We start from the raw sequence: 18,763 nt of genomic DNA, 5'->3' as shown, positions 1-18,763 counted from the left end.
TTTCCTTTGAGCCTATTAGTATGAGGATAAATAATATTATATGAGCATAATCCTTAAAGCCGAAAATATTTCCAAACAATATCGTTTGGGAACTGTTGGAACCGGAACTCTGGGTGATGACCTTAAACGATGGTGGTATGGGGTGAGGGGCAAAGAAGATCCCTTTTTAAAAGTGGGAGCTTTGAACGACAGGCAGAGTAAAGCTAGTGAAGATTATGTTTGGGCATTAAAGGATATTAATTTCGAGGTAAACCAGGGTGAAGTTCTTGGGATCATAGGGAAGAATGGTGCCGGGAAATCCACCTTATTAAAATTGTTATCCAGAGTGACCGCACCAACTACGGGCAGTATAAAAACAAAGGGTCGAATAGCTTCCCTTTTAGAAATAGGTACAGGCTTTCATCCGGAACTTACGGGCAGAGAGAATATATTTATGAACGGAGCGGTTTTGGGAATGAGAAGGTCTGAGATCAAAAGTAAGCTTGATGAGATCATTGCATTCTCAGGTTGTGAAAAGTATATAGATACGCCTGTTAAAAGGTATAGCAGTGGGATGACGGTTAGACTGGGTTTTGCCGTGGCAGCGCACCTGGAGCCTGAAATTCTTGTAGTAGATGAAGTGCTTGCCGTGGGGGACGCTGAATTTCAAAAAAAGGCCATCGGGAAAATGCAGGACCTCTCAACCGGAGAAGGAAGAACGGTGCTTTTTGTAAGTCATAATATGACTTCAATTCAAAAGCTATGTGATAAACTTTGTGTTATTGAGAACGGAAATCTTAGTTTTTTGGGCGACGTAACTACAGGAATAAGGGAGTATTTAAAGAAGGAATCATTTGGACTAAGGGCTATGGCAGATATTAATGATAATAACCATATCGTTAATATTAAGAGAGTAGAATTATTAAACAAAGATAGAGTCACATCGATTTATGCATTTGATGAAGAAATCTTTATAAAAATGTATTATTCCGTTAAAAGTTTATCAAAAGGTTTCGTGTTTTTTGTAAGAGTTATTGATGAAGAAGAAAATATAATTTTTACATCTTGGGATTCGGATTGTCGTAAAGATCTCAGGGTGGAAAATAAAAATGAGCTTTATACCATTGGGTGTTTTTTGCCTACAAAATTTTTGAAACCCGGTAAATATAGTGTAACTATTGGATGCCATATACCATTCATCGAATCTATAACGTTAGAAGAGAGTATAGTTTCATTTGAAATTACAGGTGTTAACTTTTTTAAAAATTATTCACGGAAAGGTATTGTTTCGCCTATTCTTAATTGGAAATCGCCAATAAATGCGGATGAATAATGATATACTTAAAAAGAGTTGAATCTTTTCTTAGCAATATCAATAAACAGAAAATACTGTTTGTGTGGATTCCAAAAAATGCAGGTACTAGTGTATTTGAGAGTTTGAATCAATCCTTAAATATGAAGCAATTTTTAAAAGTGTCAGAGGCACGGAATAATTTTTACAATCATGGAGCAGCTACTTTTGGTCACATTGATATTGTTAAATTAAAAGAAAATGGTATAGTTTCCTTAAAATATTATAATACATCTTTTAAATTTTGTTTTTCAAGAAATCCTTATGATAGATTTCTATCCCTATTTCATTACTTTCAAATAGTCGAAAGAATTCCACTAAATTATAATTATCAGGATTTAATGAACACAATAGTCAAAGGTATTGATCCAATAGGGCTATATAATTTCAAAGGATTGAGTCAATGTAATAAGCAATCCGATTGGATAAAAGGAATTAAAATTGATAAAGTTTATCAATTTGAAGATATTGGAAGAGCATTTGATGATTTGTCTAATATTACTGGTAAAAATATTCAATTAATCCATAAGAATAGTTCTAGTAATAGCAAAGATAGAAGGAATGAGTTAAATCCAGAAACAGTGAAAATGATCCAAGAGTTTTATGAAGCAGATTTTTTACAATTTAACTATTCTTTCAATATAAATGGATAATACAATCCAATCACCGTTTTCAACAAATCGTCGAGCCATGCTCTTAAAAGAAATTAAAGTTCAAAATCTCATTGAAGATTATAGAGTACAGTTAGGAATCGATGTTAGTAGACATTTTCAAGGATTAAATAAATTTGCATTATATCAATGTTTAGACACCGAGTATCGATTTTTTTATCCATATAATATTGGAGGGGATAGTAAATTTTATGAAAACTTAGAAAAGTATGAATGGTATTATATGCCATGGAAATGGGAACATCAAAAAATAAAAGGTCAGCTAAAAGGAAAAGAAAAAATTCTTGAGGTTGGCAGTGGAGGATTAGGCTTTTTATCTAAAATGAAGGAATCAGGTTTCAATGTAACTGGACTTGAATTAAATAAGAATAGTTTAAAAAAAGCTAAATTTTTGAACTTAGAATTACATATGGAAACGGTTCAAAATTTTTCTGTGAGAAATCAAGAAGTTTTTGATGTTGTTTGTTCTTTCCAGGTCCTAGAGCATATTTCCCAAGTAAATTCCTTTATTAAGAGTCAATTGGATTGTTTAAAACCTAGTGGTACTTTAGTAATTTCTGTGCCAAATAATAAATCATTTATTAGGAAAACAGAAGGTGGTATTTTAAATAAACCACCTCATCATATGGGATTATGGGATGAGAGGTCCTTGCGAAACTTGGAATCAATTTTTAATTTAAAGGTGGAAAAAGTATTTTTTGAACCACTTCAGAAGTATCACTATGACTGGTATGTGAATTCTGTTCTTATTCCATTTATAAATAGAAACAAATTATTACTTAAAATTTATAATAAATTTGGAAGTAGGAAGATTCTTATTAGAATAATAAGTGTTATTAGTAAATATATTAAAGGCCATTCAATATTGATAATTTATAAGAAAAACGATTGAAAGTATTAATTGTAAATACATTTGATTATGGTGGTGCTGCGACCGCTTGTAAAAGATTACATCTGGGTTTACTGGCCGAGGGTATCAATTCTAAAGTCCTTTTAAAGAATAAAATTAATGACTGGCCTGAAAGTCACTGTTTTGAACCTGTAGAAAGTTCACCTGGTCTTAATCAAAGAATGACAAGAAAAGTTAGAAGGCTTTCCCAGGAATTCAAGCTTACAAAACCTTCACAGATATCCAGTCCTGAAAAGGATTTTTTGAATAACAGAGAAAATGGATTAGAAATGTTCAGTTTTCCAAGTTCTCATTTAGATATTACTCAATCACCATTGTATAAAGAGGCGGATATTATCAATCTGCACTGGGTGGCAAATTTCCTGGATCTGGGTTCCTTTTTTAAAAAGAATACAAAGCCGGTAGTCTGGACCTTACATGATATGAACCCCTTTAGTGGTGGAGAACATTATGAAGAGAAATACCTCAATTTGAATGAGTTTGGGGAACCATTGGAACGGGAATACACTAAGATTGAATTAGAATTCATAAAGAGGAATTTAGAATTTAAAAAATCGATATTTTCTAAAACTCCTAAACTTCAAATTGTCTCTCCTTCTAAGTGGCTTATGAAAGAAGCTTTATCCAGTGAAGTATTTGGTGAGTTTGATGTAAAACATATACCTTATGGATTAGACTCGGAGGTTTTTAAACCTTTGGATAAAGCTTACAGCAAAGAAATTTTAAATATTCCGCAAGGAAAAAAAGTGATCTTATTCGTCGCAGATTCTTTAAGTAATCAAAGGAAGGGTTTCGAGTATCTTAGAGGGGCATTTCAAAAGTTAGATCGCCATGGTATTGTATTATGTGCAGTCGGAAAAAAAGACTTAAAAAACAGCTCCGAAAATATTATAGAATTAGGTTCGATAAAAGATGAACGTTTAATGAGCGCCGCATATTCGGCTGCAGACGTCTTCGTTATTCCTTCTATAATGGATAACTTACCAAATACAGTCTTGGAGTCATTAATGAGTGGAACTCCTGTAATTGGGTTCCCAATTGGGGGAATACCTGATATGATTGATCATGGGCAGAATGGTATATTGGTGGATAAAGTGTCTGTTAACGCACTTAAAACAAGTATAGATTATTTTCTAGAGCATGGCGTCCAAAAGGATATAAAGGAGATCATTAGAGATGCACAACAAAAATATGATCAAAAAATACAGGCCAGAGCCTACATTGATCTGTTTTCTGAATGCCTTGAAAAAACTAATTAATAAAGAGCCCTTATTACAGGACAGAATGGAGCTATCTGGCAAAACTCTTAATGATCTGTAAGCTAAAGTATTAAAAAGGCTTACACTGAAAAATATGGATAAACGACCATTATTAACCATTATTACGATTAATAAAGATAACCTTCAGGGCTTAAAAAGGACAGTTGAAAGTGTTCTGGAGCAAACCTGGCAGGAATTTGAATATTTGGTTATAGATGGTGCTTCCCAAGATGGTACAGTAGAATTTCTAAGATCTAGAAATTCAGGAATTGATAAATTTATCAGTGAGAAAGACTCCGGGATCTATAATGCCATGAACAAAGGGATCAAAATGGCTAATGGTAAATATGTGCTTTTTCTTAATAGTGGAGACCATTTCCTGCAAATCGAAAGCCTGGAGAACACTTGTCAATTTTTAAGATCTTATGATTTCATTTATTTTAATTTAAAAGTGATAATGGCTCAAGAGAGTTTTATAAAGAATTATCCTGATCAGCTTTCCTTTTTGTATTTTCTGGAAGATACTTTACCTCATCCTTCAACCTTTATTCGAAAAGCAATTCTAGAAAATAATGGCTTTTATGATGAGAATTTAAAAATTATTTCAGATTGGAAGTTCTTTCTTCTAAGTATATGTAGGAGCAATGCTAGTTATATACATATAGATAAAACATTATCTGTATTTTACTTAGATGGAATAAGTTCGAAGGAAGATAACAGCGAAATGATTGTTGAAGAAAAAAAAGAAGTATTAGAAAATTTTTTCCCATTATTTCTTAATGATTATTCTGAGTTGAAAAAATTAAAAGAATCCTTAGGTGAATTGAAAAAGTCCAGAAAAATTCAAATCTTGGTAAAAACTGGTCTTTTAAATAAGTTTTAGAATGAACCCTATTATTTCAGTTATTATTCCATGTTATAATCAGGCTCAATTTCTGGGGGAGGCTATTCAGTCTGTATTAGACCAAACGTTTAACAATTGGGAATGCCTGGTTATAAATGATGGAAGCCCGGATGAGACAGAAGCGGTAGCAAGGGAATGGGTGAATAAGGATAAGCGAATACAATATTTTTATCAAGAGAACTTAGGAGTAGGTAGTGCCAGAAATTTCGGCATTGGGAATTCAAAGGGTAAATTTATTCTCCCTTTGGATGCAGATGATCTTATAAGTGAGAATTATCTTGCTGCATGCCTTGAAGAAATTGAGGATCCGGATGTTAAAATCGTGTATGGTAAAGCAAAATGTTTCGGGGAATTAGATGAAGAACTGGATTTGGGAAATCCTTCTCTTGCCAATCTCTTGATCAAGAATAGAATTCATTGCAGTGGTTTATATAGAAAAGATGACTGGACAGTCAATAAAGGCTACGATGTAAATATGAAATATGGTTTTGAGGATTGGGAGTTTTGGATACAGATTCTAAAAAGAGGAGGACATGCAAAATTATTGGAGCAATGTACATTATTTTATAGGATCAAACCAGTTTCTAGAAGTACTAAGATAAATATGGATACAATTTCCAAGCAATCCATGCAGAATTATATTTTTGAAAAACATATTGAGCTCTATGGTTATTCCTGTTCTTTTGAAGTGTATCAGGACAAACTTAAAATTGAGGAGAAATTGATTAATTTTCATACTGTAATATCATTTAAGCAACTTTCTAGAGTTATTATCCAAAAACTACGAAGTAAGTTTAGGCTAAAATAGGAATATGAGAAAGACCAGGGTTTCTATAATAATTTGCTCCAGATCTCGGAATATTTCATTTGAACTAGAATTAAATATCCGCGAAACCGCTGGTTTTGAGTATGACCTAATAGTACTAGATAACTCAAAAAATGATCTTTCAATTTTTCAGGCCTATAACCAGGGAATTGAGAAAAGTAAAGCTGAAGTTATATGTTTTGTGCATGAAGATGTATTATTTCATACTAAGAATTGGGTCAGCATACTGGTTGATTTATTTGAAAGAGACGAGAATTTAGGGATCATTGGAATTGCTGGCAGCCAGATAAAAACCAAAAGCCCTTCAGGATGGTGGAATTGCCCTGAACCCTATAGATCTGCAAATCTCATTCAACATTTAGACCAGGGGCGTAAGGAACATTGGAATTATGGTTTCAATGATAAGAAATTAAGTCAAATGGTAGTGGTAGATGGCGTTTTTATGGCGCTACGTAGAAACAGTGAAATAAGGTTTAATGAAGCCCTGAGTGGTTTTCACCATTATGATCTTTCTATCTGTCTTGATTATAGTAGAATTGGATATGATATTATGGTGACAAACCAGATTCTAATTGAACATTTCTCTTTAGGAAATTTAGACCGAAATTGGTCTAAATCTGCTATAGAATTTGAGAAAATCTATAGTAAATCCTTACCGGTACGCACTCATGAAATTTCTGAAAAAGCTTTGGATAGACTGGAATACGCAAATAGGTTTATTTTTATTGAGAAACTTCTTTCTTATAAAATGTTTGATCTGGCATTTGAACAATGGATGAAATTAATTCAAATTAAACCATTATCCAGGCAGAACTTTTTAATCCTTAAAAGCATTTTCAAATAATGTTGGCTATTGTAATCCCATATTACAAAATAGATTTTTTTGAGGAAACTTTGAAGTCTCTATCTAATCAGGAAAATAAAGATTTTCATGTCTACATAGGTAATGATGCCTCTAAGGATGACCCTTCTCATCTAATATCTAAATATGAGTGTTATCTTTCAATTACTTATAAAAGATTTGAAAAGAACTTTGGTTCCAGAGACCTGACAGCTCAGTGGGATAGGTGTATTAATATGATTGGTGATGAATCCTGGATCATGATACTTGGTGATGATGATTGCCTTGGGCCTGATACGGTCATTAGCTTTTATAGATGTAACAAAGACATTGAAGAAAACTCAAAACTGGTAAGGTTTGCTTCAAAAATTCTTTTCAGTGATGGCTCAAGTTCTGAAGTTTATAAGCATCCAAAACTTGAAAATGCTGGCGAATCTTTTTTAAGAAGGTATTATGGGCAAACCAGAAGTTCTCTTTCTGAATATATATTCTTTCGGCCTTCCTATGAAAAATATGGGTTTTATAATTATCCCTTAGCCTGGCATAGTGATGACAGAGCCTGGTTAGAATTCTCGGAAGGTAAACCTATCTATAGTATAAATGAAGCAATAGTCTATTTCAGGCATTCTAATTTACATATTACCGGAAGGGATGATAACCTGAAGGCTAAAGATCTTTCCTCGATGGGTTTTTATAAATATCTTTCCAAAAAGAAGAATTTTTCAAAAGAGCATAGGTTACTATTTGCCAGAAATTTCGAACGCTATGCCAGGAAAAATGGTCAATTGGGATCAATTAAGTGGCTTCAGTTAATCTATATTTATATGCTTAGCTTTGACACCACAGCTTTTATTAAGCTGCTAAAACGAATTTTAAAACAGCCGGCCTGAAAATTAATTACGAAAGCCAACTTATAAATGAACAATCCTATTATATCAGTTATAATCCCGGTCTATAACAGGGAGCATTTAATCGGCGAAACTCTTGATTCTGTATTGGAGCAGACTTATACAAACTGGGAGTGCATTATTGTAGATGATGGCTCTAATGATAATACGGCTTATGTGGTAAGATCTTATGTAGAAAGGGATGATAGATTCAAATTCTTTTTGAGGCCGGAAGACAGGAAGAAAGGAGCAAGTCCCTCTCGTAATTATGGGCTTGAGAATGCTAAGGGTGTTTATATCCAATTCCTTGATTCTGATGATCTGTTACATTGCTCGAAATTTGAGGAACAATTAAAGGTGCTGATAAAAGAACCGGCCTTAAGTATTGCTACCTGTAAATGGGGTAGTTTCAGAGACCCTGCCAGACTTAATGTAAAGCATGAATATTATTCTTATCAAAATTTTAAAGATAGCCTGGAGCTTTTATATGGTTTTGGAAGAAAGAATGAATATTTTCCGCCTATTGTATATCTCGTGCCTAAAGAAGTGATTGATAAAGCCGGTTATTGGGATGAAACAATTGTGAAAAATCCAAATGATGATGGTGAGTATTTCACACGGGTAATGCTGAACTCTGCAAATATTTTTTTTTGTGATACCACCGAGGTTTACTATAGGGCAGGTGATGAATCCAGGTTAAGTTTGCTGGATGAAGAACAGAAAATAAGGAGCGTTATAGAGAGCTGGAAGATGATCAATTCAAATCTATCCAAATACCCTAAAATACGGATGATGTATGTAGGGAACGGAATTGAGAATATTTATAACACGATCTGTGATTCACGCCCAGATCTTATCGAGGAATATTCTGAATTTTTTAAAAAGAGAAAATCACAATTATCCTGGTATCAAAAACTGAAAAATAGTTTATAATTATTATTTTAAGATAGAATAATTCCTAAGCCTTTAGATATTGAAAATATTTCTTCCATTTAAAAAGGAACTTAATCCCTACTTAGAAGAGATCATAGCGTTTTCAGATAATTCTTTTAATTATAGTTCTTACGATGAATATGATGGGTCTTATGATATTGTAAATATTCATTGGCCTGAGGCCTTATTCCAATGGAAAGAACCTACAGAAAGTGAGCTGAAAACCCTGGAAGAACAAATGATACTTTGGAAGAAAGGATCTTTGCTGGTCTATACTAAACACGATTATCAAAGGAATAAAGGCACTACCGTAAATTTTTCTAAATTATTCGAATTAGTTGAAAAATATACCGATGTTTTTATACATCTGGGTCAGTTTAGTAAAGATCTTTACAGCAGGAGATATCCAAAGGCTATCCATGAAATTGTTAATCATCCCCTGTATAAGAATCATTTTGAAATACATGATAAAATAAAAGCGAGGAAACAGCTTGGAATTAATGAGAATGCCACTGTTATAATTGTTCCGGGTACCATAAGGACTTATCAGGAGCGGGATCTAATCCTTAATGCCTTTAAAGATCTGAAGTTACCAGGGAAAGTTCTGATTTGTACTAATGTGCATTCAGAGATAAGGTTTGATTTTCCGGGAAGAGTGAAGCTTAAGAGAGTTTTTGATGTCAAGAATTATCTTGTTGATAAATTTCGTTCCAAACATCAACCTCCCAAATATTTGTTTACCTACGGTATGGTGCCAAGAAAGGAGTTGGAGTTAAAAATGTCAGCTGCAGATTTGGTTATCATACCACGAATAAATACTCTTAATTCTGGCCTCGTTTTTTTAGGTCTGACCTATGATAAGATCACTGTTGGTCCTGCCTGCGGTAATATTAGAGAACAGATCATAGAGTTAGGTTATCCATTGTTTGATCCTAAATCTATATCTTCCCTAAAGAAAGCTATATATAAAGGCCTGGAAATGAAAAATGAAGGTAAGCAATCGCATCCCGAAATATTAAAGAAATACGAGTCGGAAAATGTAGCGAGAGAAATGGACAGGGTTTTTAAAAATATACTGAATAGATGACACCTAAGGTTTCTATAGTAATTGCATGTTATAATGATCCTGATATAGTAAAGGCGGTTAATTCTGCTTACGAGCAGACTTATGGGAATAAGGAAATTATAGTGGTAAATGATGGTTCAGATAAGAAAACAGTTGATGCAACAGCTTCAGTTAGTGATAAAATAGATATTCTTTTAGAGCAATCCAATCAGGGACAGAGTATAGCGAGAAATAATGGAATTGAAAGAGCCAGTGGAGAATTAATTCTGAATCTTGATTCAGATGATCAGTTTGAACCTGTATTTTGTGAAAAAGCAGTGGAAATTTTCAAAGAGGATCCTGAAATCAAAATAGTTAGCTGTTATGCCAGACGCTACAATGAATCCGAGACTATTGATGTTTTCAATACAAGGGGTGGTGATATACAGAGTTTTCTTTTTTCAAATTCTGCCTTAGGAAGTTCAATGTTCAGGAAGGTAGACTGGAAAGCTTGCGGAGGCTATGAAGAAAAATTACCAATACTCGGTTTTGAGGATTGGGAGCTGTATGTAAATATCCTGAAAAAGGGTGGTTTTGCTCATGTGATTCCGGAAGTTCTTTTTCATTACCAGGTTCGGAAGGGATCAACCACAGATAGAATAAGGACACAAAAATATGATAAGTTCAGACATATCATTTTAAAACACAAAGAACTATATTCCTCTAATTTTGAAGGTTTGGTAGAACATTTTATCGATAAATTAAAAAATTCAGAATCTGAAAGGCTGAGAATAACACAAAAGCCAGATTTTAAGGCTGGGAGTTTCCTTTTAAGACCTCTTAGATTTCTAAAAGGAATGATCAAATAGTTCTATGGAAAGTAAAGGTTTAGAACCTAAAGTTTCGATCATAATGGCCACGTTTAATCGTGCCCATTTGATCATGGATGCTTTATCGTCTATAAGGGAACAGACCTATTCTAATTGGGAATGCCTGGTCATTGACGATGGAGGAACTGATGGGACTTTGCAAGTTTTAAAACCTATTCTGGAAACAGATAACAGGTTTAAATATTTTAAAAGAAATGGGGGCCATGCTAAAGGGCTACCCGGTTGCCGTAATTATGGATTGGATATAGCTTCAGGTTGTTATATTGTTTTTTTTGATGATGATGATATCGTTCATCCCCGTAATCTGGAAGTTAATGTAGAGATCTTAAACTCTGAAAATAAGGCTTTCTGTAGATATGATAAAAGGCCCTTCTTCAATGAAAATCCGGTGATCTCTATTAATGATATTCAAAAGGACTATACAGTAAAAGGGATATGCAAAAATGAACTTGAAGAAATAATCACCGGAGAAATTCCATTTGCGTCATGTACCGTAATGTGGGATAAAAAGTGTTTTGAGTTCGAAAGATTTAATGAACAATTACAATATGCCGAAGAATGGGAGTTATATTCCCGGATAGTATCTGCAGGCTATGAAGGAGTGTCTATTAATAAGATCTTATATTATAACCGAAAACATCCTGAATCAAATACCGGAGAATTTTATAACAATGATAAGTTACGTTTAGATTCAAAGGTAAATGCGTCAAGATTGATAATAAAAAACCTAAAGCTAAAGGGATTACTTACAGAGAATTTAAATAAATACTTTATTCGACTTAGTTTCTTCTTAAAGGAATATGAGCTTTTAAATTTTGTATTAAACCAGTCAAATTCAGGTTTCCTTATTAGGGCAAAATATATATTAGGTTATAAGTTCTACCCAATATTAAGACCTGTTTTTATTTTTAAGGATAAATTGTTGAAGCTGAAAAATAAATTAATACACAATCTTTAACCGTTAATAGTCAATGACCAGGCATCTTATAAAAATCTATAAAAGTTTATTCAAAAGGCCTTATAACAATGTGAGTGCTTATTTAAATAAAAGAGGAGGTAAAAGAAAGTGTAATATTTGCGGAAATAATTTTAAAGAATTTATAAAATATCATGGGGGTAATAAAAGAATTCCCGAATTCCGGAAAAGGCTAGACCTGGTAGATAGTGACAGAGATAATTTTGGTTGCCCGTATTGTTATTCTTTTGATAGAGAAAGACATCTTTTTTTATATTTTGATAAATTGAATATGTGGGAAAAATTATCAAACTCCCGGATCTTACATTTTGCTCCCGAGAAAAATTTACATCAGAAAATTGAAGGCCTAAAACCAAAGAAGTATGTGATGGCTGATTATGTTCCAAAAAGTGATAAAATTGAAATGCTAGATGCCACCAATATATCTTATGCAGATAATTCATTTGATTTTATAATCTGTAATCATGTGCTGGAACACATTCCAGATTACAAAAGAGCTATGCACGAAATATACCGGGTCTTGGCGTCTAACGGAGTTGCTATACTTCAAACTCCATATTCCAAAGTACTAAGTTCTAATTTTGAGGATGAAAATTTAAATACAGAAGAGCAACGATTATTTTTTTATGGAGAGAAGGATCACTATCGGATTTTCAGCGAGTTTGAATTTTTTGAAGATCTGAAAAACGAAGGGTTTTCACTGGATATTGTTAAGCATACAAGTGTATTCAGTAAAGATGTTTCATTTTATTATGGTGTTAATAGAAAGGAAGATCTAATAAGAGTTATAAAAAATACATGATGTCATTAAGCTTCCAAAAGTATTTTGATAAAGTATTCTTACGTAATAAATTACCCATTAACTCAATTCCTTTTTGGATAAATAAATGTCTTGACAGGAAGTGTCGAAATATTATTCAGATAGGTTCCAATGATGGCTCAAAAGGTGATCCACTGCATAAGTTGATATTAAAAAGGAAAAAATGGGAAGTACTCTTTGTGGAGCCGGTTCCTTATCTATTTGATAGATTAATAAAGAATTATCCAAACGAAAATAGATTCAGCTTTGAAAAGTTGGCGATTAACGAGGGAAAAACAGAAACATTTTACTATGTGGATTCTAAGGCGAAGGAGGATATTACTGACTTACCTTTCTGGTATGATCAATTGGGATCTTTTAATAGATCAAATATTGTAAATCATTTAGAAGGAAGGCTGGAGCCATATATTAAAGAAATTGAGATCAAAGGAACAAGCTTAGAGGAGCTATTCAAGAAAAATAATATAGAAAAACTGGACCTTCTGCATATTGATACGGAAGGCTATGACTGGAAAATTTTGAAGCAGCTGGATATTGGTAAGTATCATCCTACCATTATTCTTTTTGAGCATAAACATCTTTCAGAGGCTGAGAATATAGATTCGGTTAAATTTGTAGACACTCGTTACCATATTTTAAAATTTGCTTCAGATTATTTATGTATAAAAAAAGAGGTAATGCAACAGAAGGATATGGAATTTGTTAATAATCTAATATAATAGAATATCAAAAAAACTATTCTATGATCAAATCACTTTTCAAAAGATCTTTGTTGTGGAAAAGGATAAAAAATAGTTCTCTATATTTCAGATTATTAGATCCTTCAGGATATGATAAATATGAGCAGGAATTAATGTTTTACAAATTCCTTTTAAAAAAACATAGTTCAAAAAATCATTTGATATTTGATGTAGGAGCGAATATGGGAAGAAAAAGTTTTTTTTTCTCTAAAATATCGAAAAAGGTAATTGCATTTGAACCTTCTCAGCGTCTATTCAACTTTTTATCAAAACGTTTTGCAGGATCAAACGTAGAGGTATTACAATATGCTTTGAGCAGTGAGCCAGGATTAAAAAACTTTTTTATTACCGAAACTAATCAGGCCTATAATTCATTAAGTGAAAAGCATATTAAAACTACAGCTTCAAATAGTGGTGTAGCAAATGGTGAAATTACTACAGCTAAAGTTGAAACAAGAACTTTAGACTACTTTATTGAGAATTATGGAATTCCAAAATATATCAAAATAGATGTTGAGGGCCATGAGGAAGAAGTTATTCAAGGTCTAAAGATGCCTGTTCCTATTATCAGTTTTGAAGCGAACCTGCCTGATTTTTACGATGAGACAATAAGGATACTTAGTTACCTTAACGAAATATCTTCTGGTAACTATGTTTGCAATTGTAGCGCAGAGAGCTTATTCATTTATGATAATTTTTTATCAATAATAGAATTGAAGAAAATATTAAGAAGCGAACAACTTGGTTACATTGAAATTTTCGCTGTGATGAAAGAGTAAAGGTTTACAAATTAAAATCTTTTAGAATTTTTATAATTCTTTCGCCGGATTTGCCATCCCATAATTCCGGAATTTGTCCTGTTTTCCAATCATTAGTGAAAACTGTAGAAATTGCCTTTCTAATTTTTTTCTCTTCTGTTCCTACTATTACATTTGTTCCTATTTCTACTGTTTCCGGTCTTTCTGTATTTTCTCTGATGGTTATACAAGGAATATTTAATACAGTGGTTTCTTCAGTGATTCCTCCTGAGTCGGTAATCACACATTTAGCATTTGCTACTAAAAAGTTAAATTCTAAATAGGAAATAGGTTCAGTAAATTTGAAATTGTCTAAGCAGATGTTTTGCTCCTTTAAAAATTTTTTAATTCTCGGGTGAGCAGGGAATATAACCGGAAGATTCCTGGCGCACTCATTTAAAAGCTCTAATAACTTCTTAAGTTTTACAGGATCATCTACATTAGAAGGTCTGTGCAGGGTTAATACAAAATACTCATTTTTGGAAAGAGCCATATCTTTCCATATAATAGGTTTTCTAAATTTGGGTTGAAACTTCAATAAGGTATCGATCATGGTGTTTCCTACGAAAAAAATATTTTCTTTGGATACTCCCTGTTTCAACAATAGCCCGGAAGCATTTCTTGAGGTAGTAAAATAATAATCTGAAATGCTATCGATAAGAATCCGGTTGATCTCTTCAGGCATAGACTTATCGTTTGAACGTATCCCAGCTTCCACATGAGCGACCTTCACACCCAGCTTGCTTGCGGAAATAGCACAGGCCATACTTGAGGTCACATCCCCAACAACTACACAAAGATCCGGCTTATTTTCATTTAATAAAGCTTCATACCTCATCATTATATTTGCTGTTTGTTGAGCCTGTGTACCACTTCCCACCCCCAGGTTTTTATCTGGATCTGGTATTTGTAACTGATCAAAAAAACTTTCACTTAAATTTTTATCGTAGTGTTGGCCGGTATGGATCAATCTAAATTCAATTGAGGCATTATCTTGTTGTATGGCATGAATTAACGATGCAATTTTCACAAAATTAGGTCGGGCTCCTGCAATTAGATCAATTATCATATTGGGCATGGTAGATCTACAAATCTAAAAAATATCATGTGGTAATTTTTAATAAGACCGAAAATACACCTATTATAGCTCAAATATTGAAGCTAGCTTAATTAGAATTCAAATTTCTTAATTTTAAATAACATTCATTTTTTTAGAGCATTGACAAGAGAGAAAATTTTAATATTAGCAGAGTCTTTAGATGTAGAAGATAGTAGTGGCACCAAGGGAAGGGTGGCGCTTATAAGAAATCTGAATAGTTTAGGATATCAACTAAAAGTTTATCATTATACCAGAAAGAATATTCAGATTGATGAAATAGAATGTGTATCAATAAAAGAAAACAGAAGTAGTCTTTTATTCCTGTTAAGCAGGATGGAACGATATGCGAGATATATATTAAAACTAAAACTGTATAAGCCGCTTGAAAACGTGTTTGGTTTTTCTTTTACATTGCTCAATGATCGTAATAGTATCGTAAAGTCATTAAAGAAAATTGAAAAATGGGATCCTGATCTTATAATTACATTAAGTAAGGGAGGAAGTTTTAGGCCTCATCATGCAGTATTGAAAATGCCTGAATTGCATTCTAAATGGATGGCTTATATGCATGACCCTTATCCTATGCATTGGTACCCGCCACCATATCCATGGTTTGAGCCAGGGTACCGGCAAAAAGAAAAATTCATGAAGCAGGTTGCTGATAGGTGTTTTAAGGCAGTATTTCCATCACAGTTGCTACTCGAATGGATGGGAGATAAATATGAAGCTTTTAAAAAAAAAGGAGTGGTAATACCTCATCAGTTGGATCAGTTGGATATTCCTAAAATGGATGTCCCAAGATACATAGACTTTAATCGTTTTAATATTGTTCACGCGGGAAATCTGATACGGGGACGTGAACCATTTGGTTTGATTTCAGGGTTTAAAAAATTTTTGGATAATAATCCGGAGGCTAAAATTAATACCAGGTTATTAATGATAGGAGGCGCGAATTATTATTCTGATTATCTTAAAAAAAATGAAGATAGAATTGATCAGATAATTTTAAGTGATAGAAAATTGTCATTTGAACTTGTTCAAAATATTCAGTCAAAGGCTTCGATAAATGTAATTCTTGAAGCAAAATCTGAGATAAGTCCGTTTCTGCCAGGTAAGTTTCCACATTGTGTAAAAGCGAATAATCCAATATTGTACCTGGGACCCAAGAAAAGTGAGTCCCGACGTCTGCTGGGTGAGGAATATAAATATTGTTCAGAAATTGATAACGAAGAACTTATAGCGGATCTAATTTCAGAACTTTATGAAGAATGGAAAATTGCTGGGAATAATTTAGAACTGAATAGACCAGATCTTAATTATTATCTTTCGAAAGACAATCTGGAAAAGACAATGAAAAGTATATTTAATAAAGATGGCTATTTATCTGTTTAACACAAATTATATATGATAACTATTCTTTTTGCTTACCGAAACAGAGATCTGGATCGAATTCAACTAGCAATGGAATCGTTGAAGAAGCAGACAAAAAATAATTTTAAAGTCATTTTTGTCGATTATGGGAGTGATGATGAATATTCTCTTCCATTAAAGATCCTACTTGAAAATTACTTATTTGCCGATTACTACTATGTAGCGCATTCCGGATTACTTTGGAATAAAAGTAAAGCATTTAATTTTGGAATAAGAAGGGCAAAAACTGACTATATTCTCACCGCTGATATAGATCTGATCTTTCATCCTGAAACGATTAAATACCTTGATAAATTAGCAGATCCTTCTTCCTTTACTCTTTTTAAATATGGTTATTTGCCTGAAAACTTAGAGTTAGATCAAATGCGAAATACTCCTTTTTCTGATCTAAAGCCAGGGCATTTTGGTGAAGTTAATGGAGTTGGCCTATATCCCAAAAAAGCTCTTGAAAATATACATGGGTTTGATGAGTTTTATCATTTCTACGGGCTTGAAGATGAAGATCTGTTTTTAAGACTTGAATTAGCCGGTTATAATAGGTACAGAGAGGAAAGAACTATATTTCTTCATCAGTGGCATGCAAGATATCCTTTTAAAAACGATGATATTCTCATTGTTAACCCGAGGCTGAAAAATGCTATGAGAATTAATCAACAACATTTTTTGTTTTGTAAAGAAGAAAAAAAACATATCCCATATAATCAGGAAAATTGGGGTATAGTATATAAAAAAGATGATCGTGATAGTCTAAACGAACCGGATTTAGAGTTTGATATTATTAATTCCTCGGCATCCGTAATTCACTTTATAAATGAATTCCTGCCATCCTGTGAAGGAAAAATGGTTTCAGTAAAAGTAGCCGACGAAACCAGTAGTTTTAGCCTGAAGAAGAAAATAAAAAAAATAATAGGTAAGAAAAACCAACCACTTCTTACGATGAAAGAAGTGAACGATTTAATTTTACAAAAAATAGTCTTTAATTATCGTCACCATAATTATCGATATGCTATAAGTAATGATCTTAGGTCTATTCATTTTACAGTAGATTTAAGGTGAATTCAATAGAAACCAATATTTTGAAAAGGAAAACAAAAACCTTAGCTATTATTCCTGCAAGAGGAAAATCAAAGCGGTTAAAAGGTAAAAATTTACTTTGTCTTGGACCTGATACACTCTTAGAACACAGTATAAAGTATGCTTTGGCGAATAGAGATATTATCGATAAAATTATAGTGTCTACAGATGATGAGAACATAAAGAAAAAAGCATTACTGTATGATGTTGAGGTGATTAATAGGCCTGAAGATTTAGCTACAGATACTGCCACTACTGCAGATGCACTGCTTCATGTTCTTGAGAGTATTGATGAGCTTTTTGATAATATAATTTTGTTACAGCCAACAAACCCATTACGTCCAGGCGATCTATTAAAGAACAGCTTTAAAATATTCAGGAAAGAGCAACATGACAGCCTTTTTACAGTAAGCCTTAATAATCAAAAATTTGGTAAAATTGATAACGGAATATTTAAACCCTTCAATTATGTGCCTGGTCAGCGAAGTCAGGATCTAGAGCCATTATTTTATGAAAATGGATTATTATATATTGCAAGAGTAGATGCAGTGAAAAAAGGAGATTTGATTTCAGAAAAAAGCTTTCCTTATGTTGTTGAACATCCATTTGCGCAGGTTGATATTGATCTTCAGGAAGATCTCGATTTTGCTGATTTTCTTTATAAAAAATATTATGAATGAGCACTACAAATACAGTTGAACAAAATTACAAACGATTCTGTAAGCTGGATGGAAGTGAATATATAGCTACAGGTTTTGCTCTCTCAATAATTATAAAATTGATTGAGAGATTTAATGTAAATTCAGTTTTAGAGCTGGGTCTTGGTATAGGTGCAATTGCAGATACCGTTCTAAAATTCTCTGAACAACGCAATTGGAACTTAAAATATGTAGGTACAGAAGAAAATGAATTCTGTAATAATGTCTTAAAAGAAAATATCCAGTACTATTCTAAATTAGAGCGTCATAGTAAATTATCAGAGTTAGATCTAAATAATTCTTTCGACCTTATTATTATTGACGGAATAGATGATAACCTTCAACTAATTAAATCCTACTGTAAAAAGAGATCGATCATATTTATTGAGGGAGACAGAACGCCCCAGGCTAATATTATAATGTCAATATTTCCGAAGGCAAGACATGTTAACGTGATCACCTTAGAAAAGAACAAATCATACTCTCATGGAAATCCAGATTTTTTCATTGGCGGAGGGCGAATCATCTTTATAAATCCGGATTCGAAAATGACATTATTTTATTGGCAAGTGCGGATAGCAACTTATATTAAAAGAAGATTACGAAAAATTTTAAAGTAATTACTAGAACTA

Annotated in this window: 20 protein-coding genes; 19 read left to right on the top strand and 1 reads right to left on the bottom strand. The window is 32.9% G+C overall.

Annotated features, from left to right (window positions below):
* The first annotated feature begins 40 nt into the window (after window positions 1-40).
* The 15 genes from JM79_RS12325 (at window position 41) to JM79_RS12255 (ending at window position 13,811) form a co-directional block, all read left to right on the top strand.
* The gene (locus JM79_RS12325; protein WP_141878433.1) at window positions 41-1,312 is read left to right on the top strand and encodes an ABC transporter ATP-binding protein; all 1,272 of its coding nucleotides are present in this window, start codon (window positions 41-43) and stop codon (window positions 1,310-1,312) included.
* Window positions 1,312-1,983: a sulfotransferase family 2 domain-containing protein gene (locus JM79_RS12320; protein WP_141878432.1), complete on the top strand. Its 672-nt coding sequence runs from the start codon at window positions 1,312-1,314 to the stop codon at window positions 1,981-1,983. Before JM79_RS12325 ends, JM79_RS12320 begins: the two co-directional genes overlap by 1 nt.
* Window positions 1,976-2,893 carry a methyltransferase domain-containing protein gene (locus JM79_RS12315; protein WP_141878431.1) on the top strand — a complete coding sequence of 306 codons (918 nt, stop codon included), beginning with the start codon at window positions 1,976-1,978 and terminating at the stop codon, window positions 2,891-2,893. The genes JM79_RS12320 and JM79_RS12315 overlap by 8 nt, the downstream gene beginning before the upstream one ends.
* Window positions 2,890-4,170, top strand: coding sequence for a glycosyltransferase (locus JM79_RS12310; RefSeq protein ID WP_141878430.1), 1,281 nt, complete (start codon window positions 2,890-2,892; stop codon window positions 4,168-4,170). The genes JM79_RS12315 and JM79_RS12310 overlap by 4 nt, the downstream gene beginning before the upstream one ends.
* A 94-nt stretch (window positions 4,171-4,264) precedes the next feature.
* Complete coding sequence (locus JM79_RS12305; RefSeq protein ID WP_141878429.1) at window positions 4,265-5,053, top strand: glycosyltransferase family 2 protein; 789 nt, start codon at window positions 4,265-4,267, stop codon at window positions 5,051-5,053.
* A gap of 1 nt (window position 5,054) precedes the next feature.
* Complete coding sequence (locus JM79_RS12300) at window positions 5,055-5,882, top strand: glycosyltransferase family A protein (RefSeq protein ID WP_141878428.1); 828 nt, start codon at window positions 5,055-5,057, stop codon at window positions 5,880-5,882.
* Window positions 5,883-5,886: 4 nt separating this feature from the next.
* Entirely contained in the window at window positions 5,887-6,744 is an 858-nt protein-coding gene (locus JM79_RS12295; RefSeq protein WP_141878427.1) for a glycosyltransferase, read from the top strand.
* Window positions 6,744-7,631, top strand: a complete 888-nt coding sequence (locus tag JM79_RS12290) for a glycosyltransferase family 2 protein (protein ID WP_141878426.1) — start codon at window positions 6,744-6,746, stop codon at window positions 7,629-7,631. The genes JM79_RS12295 and JM79_RS12290 overlap by 1 nt, the downstream gene beginning before the upstream one ends.
* 27 nt (window positions 7,632-7,658) lie before the next feature.
* A complete protein-coding gene (locus tag JM79_RS12285; protein WP_141878425.1) occupies window positions 7,659-8,561 on the top strand; it encodes a glycosyltransferase family A protein in 903 nt (300 codons plus the stop codon).
* A gap of 40 nt (window positions 8,562-8,601) precedes the next feature.
* Window positions 8,602-9,648 (top strand): hypothetical protein, encoded by a 1,047-nt coding sequence (locus JM79_RS12280; protein ID WP_141878424.1) that lies wholly within the window; start codon window positions 8,602-8,604, stop codon window positions 9,646-9,648.
* Window positions 9,645-10,475: a glycosyltransferase family A protein gene (locus tag JM79_RS12275; protein ID WP_141878423.1), complete on the top strand. Its 831-nt coding sequence runs from the start codon at window positions 9,645-9,647 to the stop codon at window positions 10,473-10,475. Before JM79_RS12280 ends, JM79_RS12275 begins: the two co-directional genes overlap by 4 nt.
* Window positions 10,476-10,479: 4 nt before the next feature.
* A complete protein-coding gene (locus JM79_RS12270; RefSeq protein WP_141878422.1) occupies window positions 10,480-11,454 on the top strand; it encodes a glycosyltransferase family 2 protein in 975 nt (324 codons plus the stop codon).
* Between the two features lie 70 nt (window positions 11,455-11,524).
* Entirely contained in the window at window positions 11,525-12,274 is a 750-nt protein-coding gene (locus JM79_RS12265; RefSeq protein WP_185739494.1) for a class I SAM-dependent methyltransferase, read from the top strand.
* Complete coding sequence (locus JM79_RS12260; protein ID WP_141878420.1) at window positions 12,271-13,011, top strand: FkbM family methyltransferase; 741 nt, start codon at window positions 12,271-12,273, stop codon at window positions 13,009-13,011. Before JM79_RS12265 ends, JM79_RS12260 begins: the two co-directional genes overlap by 4 nt.
* A 23-nt stretch (window positions 13,012-13,034) precedes the next feature.
* Window positions 13,035-13,811 (top strand): FkbM family methyltransferase, encoded by a 777-nt coding sequence (locus JM79_RS12255; protein ID WP_141878419.1) that lies wholly within the window; start codon window positions 13,035-13,037, stop codon window positions 13,809-13,811.
* 4 nt (window positions 13,812-13,815) lie between these two features.
* Here JM79_RS12255 and wecB read toward each other — a convergent pair whose 3' ends face one another.
* Window positions 13,816-14,898: a UDP-N-acetylglucosamine 2-epimerase (non-hydrolyzing) gene (gene wecB, locus JM79_RS12250; protein WP_141878418.1), complete on the bottom strand. Its 1,083-nt coding sequence runs from the start codon at window positions 14,896-14,898 to the stop codon at window positions 13,816-13,818.
* Between the two features lie 150 nt (window positions 14,899-15,048).
* On the opposite strand from wecB, the gene JM79_RS12245 reads away from it, so the two are divergent.
* The 4 genes from JM79_RS12245 to JM79_RS12230 are packed head-to-tail and all read left to right on the top strand — an operon-like array spanning window position 15,049 to window position 18,751.
* On the top strand, window positions 15,049-16,320 hold the full coding sequence (locus JM79_RS12245; protein ID WP_141878417.1) for a glycosyltransferase family 4 protein: 1,272 nt from the start codon (window positions 15,049-15,051) through the stop codon (window positions 16,318-16,320).
* A 12-nt stretch (window positions 16,321-16,332) separates the two neighbouring features.
* Window positions 16,333-17,415 (top strand): glycosyltransferase, encoded by a 1,083-nt coding sequence (locus JM79_RS12240; protein WP_141878416.1) that lies wholly within the window; start codon window positions 16,333-16,335, stop codon window positions 17,413-17,415.
* Window positions 17,416-17,435: 20 nt separating this feature from the next.
* Window positions 17,436-18,113, top strand: coding sequence for an acylneuraminate cytidylyltransferase family protein (locus JM79_RS12235; RefSeq protein WP_141878415.1), 678 nt, complete (start codon window positions 17,436-17,438; stop codon window positions 18,111-18,113).
* The gene (locus JM79_RS12230) at window positions 18,110-18,751 is read left to right on the top strand and encodes a hypothetical protein (protein WP_141878414.1); all 642 of its coding nucleotides are present in this window, start codon (window positions 18,110-18,112) and stop codon (window positions 18,749-18,751) included. Before JM79_RS12235 ends, JM79_RS12230 begins: the two co-directional genes overlap by 4 nt.
* The last annotated feature ends 12 nt before the right edge of the window (window positions 18,752-18,763 follow it).

Source organism: Gramella sp. Hel_I_59 (assembly GCF_006714895.1).
GTDB lineage: Bacteria > Bacteroidota > Bacteroidia > Flavobacteriales > Flavobacteriaceae > Christiangramia.
This window is presented reverse-complemented; position numbering and strand designations above follow the sequence as displayed.

What these genes read in the sequence shown, in the direction of transcription:
- JM79_RS12325 (WP_141878433.1), top strand. Translation starts at nt 41, where the DNA reads ATGAGCATAATCCTTAAAGCCGAAAATATTTCCAAACAATATCGTTTG.
- JM79_RS12320 (WP_141878432.1), top strand. Translation starts at nt 1,312, where the DNA reads ATGATATACTTAAAAAGAGTTGAATCTTTTCTTAGCAATATCAATAAA.
- JM79_RS12315 (WP_141878431.1), top strand. Translation starts at nt 1,976, where the DNA reads ATGGATAATACAATCCAATCACCGTTTTCAACAAATCGTCGAGCCATG.
- JM79_RS12305 (WP_141878429.1), top strand. Translation starts at nt 4,265, where the DNA reads ATGGATAAACGACCATTATTAACCATTATTACGATTAATAAAGATAAC.
- JM79_RS12300 (WP_141878428.1), top strand. Translation starts at nt 5,055, where the DNA reads ATGAACCCTATTATTTCAGTTATTATTCCATGTTATAATCAGGCTCAA.
- JM79_RS12295 (WP_141878427.1), top strand. Translation starts at nt 5,887, where the DNA reads ATGAGAAAGACCAGGGTTTCTATAATAATTTGCTCCAGATCTCGGAAT.
- JM79_RS12290 (WP_141878426.1), top strand. Translation starts at nt 6,744, where the DNA reads ATGTTGGCTATTGTAATCCCATATTACAAAATAGATTTTTTTGAGGAA.
- JM79_RS12285 (WP_141878425.1), top strand. Translation starts at nt 7,659, where the DNA reads ATGAACAATCCTATTATATCAGTTATAATCCCGGTCTATAACAGGGAG.
- JM79_RS12275 (WP_141878423.1), top strand. Translation starts at nt 9,645, where the DNA reads ATGACACCTAAGGTTTCTATAGTAATTGCATGTTATAATGATCCTGAT.
- JM79_RS12270 (WP_141878422.1), top strand. Translation starts at nt 10,480, where the DNA reads ATGGAAAGTAAAGGTTTAGAACCTAAAGTTTCGATCATAATGGCCACG.
- JM79_RS12260 (WP_141878420.1), top strand. Translation starts at nt 12,271, where the DNA reads ATGATGTCATTAAGCTTCCAAAAGTATTTTGATAAAGTATTCTTACGT.
- JM79_RS12255 (WP_141878419.1), top strand. Translation starts at nt 13,035, where the DNA reads ATGATCAAATCACTTTTCAAAAGATCTTTGTTGTGGAAAAGGATAAAA.
- wecB (WP_141878418.1), bottom strand. Translation starts at nt 14,898, where the DNA reads ATGATAATTGATCTAATTGCAGGAGCCCGACCTAATTTTGTGAAAATT.
- JM79_RS12240 (WP_141878416.1), top strand. Translation starts at nt 16,333, where the DNA reads ATGATAACTATTCTTTTTGCTTACCGAAACAGAGATCTGGATCGAATT.
- JM79_RS12230 (WP_141878414.1), top strand. Translation starts at nt 18,110, where the DNA reads ATGAGCACTACAAATACAGTTGAACAAAATTACAAACGATTCTGTAAG.